The sequence below is a fragment of the Paraburkholderia sp. genome (genome assembly GCF_035501035.1).
Classification (GTDB): Bacteria; Pseudomonadota; Gammaproteobacteria; order Burkholderiales; family Burkholderiaceae; genus Paraburkholderia.
Genome location: NZ_DATJWR010000451.1, coordinates 1 through 4835, shown reverse-complemented (window position 1 = coordinate 4835; position 4835 = coordinate 1). Strand labels below are relative to the sequence as shown.

General features: G+C 64.6%; 4 protein-coding genes. 3 read left to right on the top strand and 1 reads right to left on the bottom strand.

Annotation, left to right across the window (positions count from 1 at the left end):
* From VMJ11_RS31790 to VMJ11_RS31780, 3 genes are all read left to right on the top strand, one after another.
* Positions 1-263: LysR substrate-binding domain-containing protein (locus VMJ11_RS31790; protein WP_325624953.1), on the top strand; the 263-nt coding region annotated here is incomplete at its 5' end.
* A 55-nt stretch (positions 264-318) separates the two neighbouring features.
* Complete coding sequence (gene yfcF / locus VMJ11_RS31785) at positions 319-951, top strand: glutathione transferase (RefSeq protein WP_325624952.1); 633 nt, start codon at positions 319-321, stop codon at positions 949-951.
* A gap of 857 nt (positions 952-1808) precedes the next feature.
* Complete coding sequence (locus VMJ11_RS31780) at positions 1809-3449, top strand: GMC family oxidoreductase (RefSeq protein ID WP_325624950.1); 1641 nt, start codon at positions 1809-1811, stop codon at positions 3447-3449.
* A 374-nt stretch (positions 3450-3823) separates the two neighbouring features.
* On the opposite strand, the gene VMJ11_RS31775 is transcribed toward VMJ11_RS31780, so the two are convergent.
* Complete coding sequence (locus VMJ11_RS31775; protein WP_325624948.1) at positions 3824-4771, bottom strand: LysR family transcriptional regulator; 948 nt, start codon at positions 4769-4771, stop codon at positions 3824-3826.
* Positions 4772-4835: the final 64 nt, after the last annotated feature.

Genomic DNA, 4835 nt, shown 5'->3' with positions numbered 1-4835 from the left:
AGCAGCGCGTGTCGCTGGAAATCGCCGCGGAGCTGGGCGAGTACACGACCATGCTGGCGTTGATTGCTGCGGGGCTGGGTATCGGCGTGATTCCGCAGCATGCGGCGATGGCGCTGCCGCCCAAAGTCATCGCGCGGCCGCTAGATCTTCGCGATCATCGCACCGGGATCGGGCTCGCGTGGCGCGATCTCGACAGTCCTGCCAAGCGCATTTTTGTTGACGTTATGCAGGCGTGCGCTGAAGAGGTGCGAGAGGCTATCTAGCGTGGCGTAATATTGATGTTCGTAGCCAATCGCGCCACATTCAACGGAGACCAGTTTGTCCCAGCCGAAACTTGAACTCTATGCCGATGCGCAGTATGCGAGTCCCTACGCAATGTCGGTATTCGTGGCGCTGCACGAAAAGTCGTTGCCCTTCACTCTGCATACCGTCGATCTGGGCAAGCAGGATAATCTTGCGGCTGATTTTGCTTCGATGTCGCTTACTCAGCGTGTGCCTACGCTGATTCATGATGGGTTTACGCTTTCTGAATCGTCGGCAATTACTGAGTATCTCGATGAGGTTTTTCCCGAGCCCGCGATTTATCCCGACGATCGGCGCGAGCGCGCGCGGGCGCGGCAGGTGCAGGCGTGGCTGCGAAGCGATCTGATGCCCATTCGTATGGAGCGTTCCACCGAGGTCCTGTTTTATGGGCCTTCGGCCGTGCCGCTTTCGGCTGACGCTCTAATCGCTGCGCGTAAGCTTTTTTCGGTCGCCGAGGCGCTATTGGCTCATGGGCAACCTCATCTCTTCGGCTCGTGGTGTGTCGCCGATCTTGATCTCGCTTTAATGCTCAATCGCCTCGTGCTCAATGGCGATAGCGTGCCGGCCTCGCTGGCTGACTATGCTCGTTATCAGTGGCAGCGGCCTTCTGTGATGCGATGGTTGGCGCTTGTGCGGCCGGCGATTTGATCGTGGTTCCTTGCGGGTTTGGCATTTCCTTGTGTTCTTGTCGGTCTATTAGCGTTGCCCCTGTGCGGGGCGGCACCTACTTTTCTTTGCCGCGGCAAAGAAAAGTAGGCAAAAGAAAGCCGCTCACACCGCTAGTGCTTCGCCTTGCTCCACTCGCCCACTATCGGAGTGGTGCCGGGGCGTCTGTCATCACTCGCCGTCCACCGGAGTGACAAAGCACTCATACCTCCGGCGGCGCTTCGCGCGCCGTGGGGCATAACCAAAAAACCAAAGCCCAAAACCCAAAACCAGTGGTCGGCTCGTGGTTCCTCGAGAAATGAAACAACACGTTGGTTTCCCTTGCATACCCGACCGCGACGCGCGTAGCGCGGAGTGGGATGAATGAGCCCTTTGTCACTAACGTGAAGGGTGCGAGGCGACAGACGCTCCGGTACCGCTCCCAGAAACGGCGAGTGGTGCTATGCGAAGCATTAGCGGTTTGAGCGGCTTTCTTTTGCCTACTTTTCTTTGCCGCTGCAAAGAAAAGTAGGTGCCGCCCCGCACAGGGGCAACGCCTGCACACCGACACGAAAACAAGGAAAGGCCAACAAGGAAAGGCCAACAATGAAAGGCGCAAAGCGCCAGGAAACCACGACAAAGAACCCGCCCCGCCCCTCGGTGGCAAACCCAGATCATCATATGCGGCCATGCCTTCCAAGGTTTAGAGCGCACGCTCTGACATAAAAGCTGACCTCGGCAACCGACGCTTCCTACAATGCGCAATTGAAACAAAAGCGAACGAACGTGCGGGCAACGTTCTTCGAGTGTGCAGTAAGCACGCCCAGGACGCAACGTGCGGCGATGCATAAGAGGAGACGATGCAATACGACTACATCATCGTAGGCGGCGGCTCGGGCGGGGCGTCGCTGGCGGGGCGTCTGGCCGAGCGCTGCCCTGACGCGAACATCGCGCTCATCGAGGCAGGCCCGCACACGGCGCGCAATCCGTTCGTCAACATGCCGCTGGGCGTCGCCGCGCTCGTGCCGTTTCGCACGAGAAACAACTACGCGTACGAAACCGTGCCGCAACCGGGGCTCGCCGGCCGGCGCGGCTACCAGCCGCGCGGCCGAGGCTTCGGCGGATCGAGCGCAATCAACGCGATGATCTATACGCGCGGGCACCCGCTCGACTACGACGAATGGGCGCAGCTGGGCTGCGCAGGCTGGGCGTGGCGCGACGTGCTGCCGTACTTCCTGCGCGCGGAGGACAACGCGCGCGGCGCGAGCGCCTGGCATGGCACGGGCGGCCCGCTTGGCGTGGCGGATCTGCGCGAGCGCAATCCGGTGGCGGCTCGCTTCGTCGAGGCCGCGCGCGAAGCAGGCTTTCGCCTCAACGACGACTTCAACGGCGAAGAGCAGGAGGGCGTCGGTTTCTATCAGGTGACGCAACGCGGCGGCGAGCGCTGCACGGTGGCGCGCGCGTATCTCTACGACCGCGAGCGTGAGCGCGCGCGGCCAAACCTGCACCTGATCGCGAACGCGACCGTGCTGCGCGTGACGTTCGACGGCGCGCGGGCAAGCGGCGTGGAACTCGCACGCGACGGTTCGATCGAGCTGCTGCAGGCGCGCGCCGAGGTGATACTCGCGGCGGGCGCGTTCAACTCGCCACAACTGCTGATGTGTTCGGGCATCGGCCCTGCCGACGCGCTGCGCTCGCTGGGAATCCCGGTGCGCCACGACGCGCCCGAAGTCGGCCGCAACCTGATCGACCACATCGACTTCACCTTCAACAAGCGCGTGCACTCGAGCGAGACCGTCGGTTACTCGCTGCGCGGCGCGGCGCGCCTCGCAGCGGGTGCCGTGCGCTACCTGCGCGGGCGGCGCGGCATGCTCACGACCAACGTCGCGGAGGCCGGCGGCTTCCTGAAGAGCCGTCCGGAGCTCGAGCGACCCGACCTGCAACTGCACTTCTGCACGGCGCTCGTCGACGATCACAGCCGCCGCCTGCACTGGGGCCACGGCTATTCGCTGCACGTTTGCGTGCTGCGCCCGGCGAGCCGCGGCACCGTCACGCTCGCAAGCGCCGATGCGCGCGTCGCGCCCGTGATCGACCCGCACTTTCTTTCCGACGCGCGCGATCTCGATCTGCTGACCGAGGGCGCGCGCATGGCGCGGCGCATACTCGATGCGAGCGCGCTCGCGCAACTGGGCGGCCGCGAGCTCTACACGCATACGGGGCAGAGCGATGCGCAACTGCGCGAGACGATCGCCCGCCATGCCGACACGATCTACCATCCCGTCGCGACCTGCCGCATGGGCGGCGACGCGCGCTCGGTCGTCGATGCGCAGTTGCGCGTGCGCGGCGTCGAGCGTCTGCGCATCGCCGACGCCTCCGTGATGCCGACGCTCATCGGCGGCAATACGAACGCGCCGAGCGTGATGATCGGCGAGCGTGCTGCCGACTTCATCGCGCACACCCGGGTCGCGCGCGATGCCGATCCTCAGCGCGTCGTTGCCTGACTCGATATTGGTGTCCGGCGCAGAAGGCGTGCATCACCTCCCGATGAGTGCAACGCGGCGAGCGATCCGGGTTCTATCAGGCTCGCGTCGAAGAATGCGCGGTTCCCCGTTTGTACGGTTACGCGGCGCTCTATTGGTTTCCGCCACAGAAGGCGCGCGCATCGCCTCCCGATGAGTGCAACGTAGCGAGCGATCCGGGTTCTGCGGGGCTTCCCGTCGAAGAATGCGCGGTTCCCCGCTTACGCGATTAAGTGGTTAAGCGGCGCTCACCAGATCGTTCGGCGAGAGCAGGGCAAGCTCACGGCCAATACGGGTATCGACCGCCCGACGCAGCCCGCAGGGCGGCTCGTGCACCTCGACACGCTGTTGCCGTTTCAGGAAGCCTTCCCCGGCTGCTTTTCCAGCCCCGGCGGATGCACGAAATCGTCGAGAAACGTGAATGGCTTGCCATACTCCGCGCGCGCGACTTCGAGCCATGCCCGCGCCGCGTGCGAGAGATAGCTGCTGCGCTTCCATCCGATCGCCATGTCCCACGTGATTTGCGGCTCGCTCACCGGCAGGCAGGTGAAACGCTCGGCGTCGAGCCGGCGCACGTACGGTGCGGGCAGGAGCGCAATGCCCACGCCCGCGAGCACGAGCGCGGCCATCAGGTCCCAGTGGCCGCTGCGGCCCACCACCTGGGGCACGAAGCCCGCCGCGCGGCACGCGTTGAGCACGACGTCGTTGAGCGCGAGGCTTTCGCCGTAGAACACGAACGGCTCGCCGGCCAGTTCCGCGAGCGGCACGGCCAGCTTGTTGTCCCAACGCGAGCCGCGCCGCGCGACGAGCCACAGCAGTTCGTGCGCGATCGGCAACACGTCGATGAGTGCCGGATCCACGGGAAGCAGCACGCCGCCCAGCTCCAGCTCGCCCGCAATCAGCGCGGCCTCGATCGCGCGCGAACCCTGCTCGAAGAGCTTGAGCTCGATCTTCGGATAGCGCTGGCGGAACGTCGCGATGGCCGGCGTGAAAAGCGACCCGCCCATGGGCGGAATGCCGATCGTGAGTTCGCCGCGCCCGAACGTGCCGAGATCGGCCAGCTCGGCCTGCAGCTGCGCCTGCGCGGCAAGCACGTCCTGACCGCGCTGGTAGACGATGCGCCCGGCGTCGGTCAGCACCATCTGGCGCGCGTCGCGCAGCAGCAGCTGGGTGCCGGTCTCGTCTTCGAGCGCCTTCACCATCTTGCTGATGGTCGGCTGCGTGACGTGCAGCTTTTCGGCCGCGGCGGTGAAGCTCTGTTGCCGCACCACCTCGATGAAATAGCGCAGCGCGCGCAGTTCCATGATCTGACTCCACAAGTGTGCATAGACGTGACACCGTCCTGGTGCATTCCAGTTTGGAATGCAC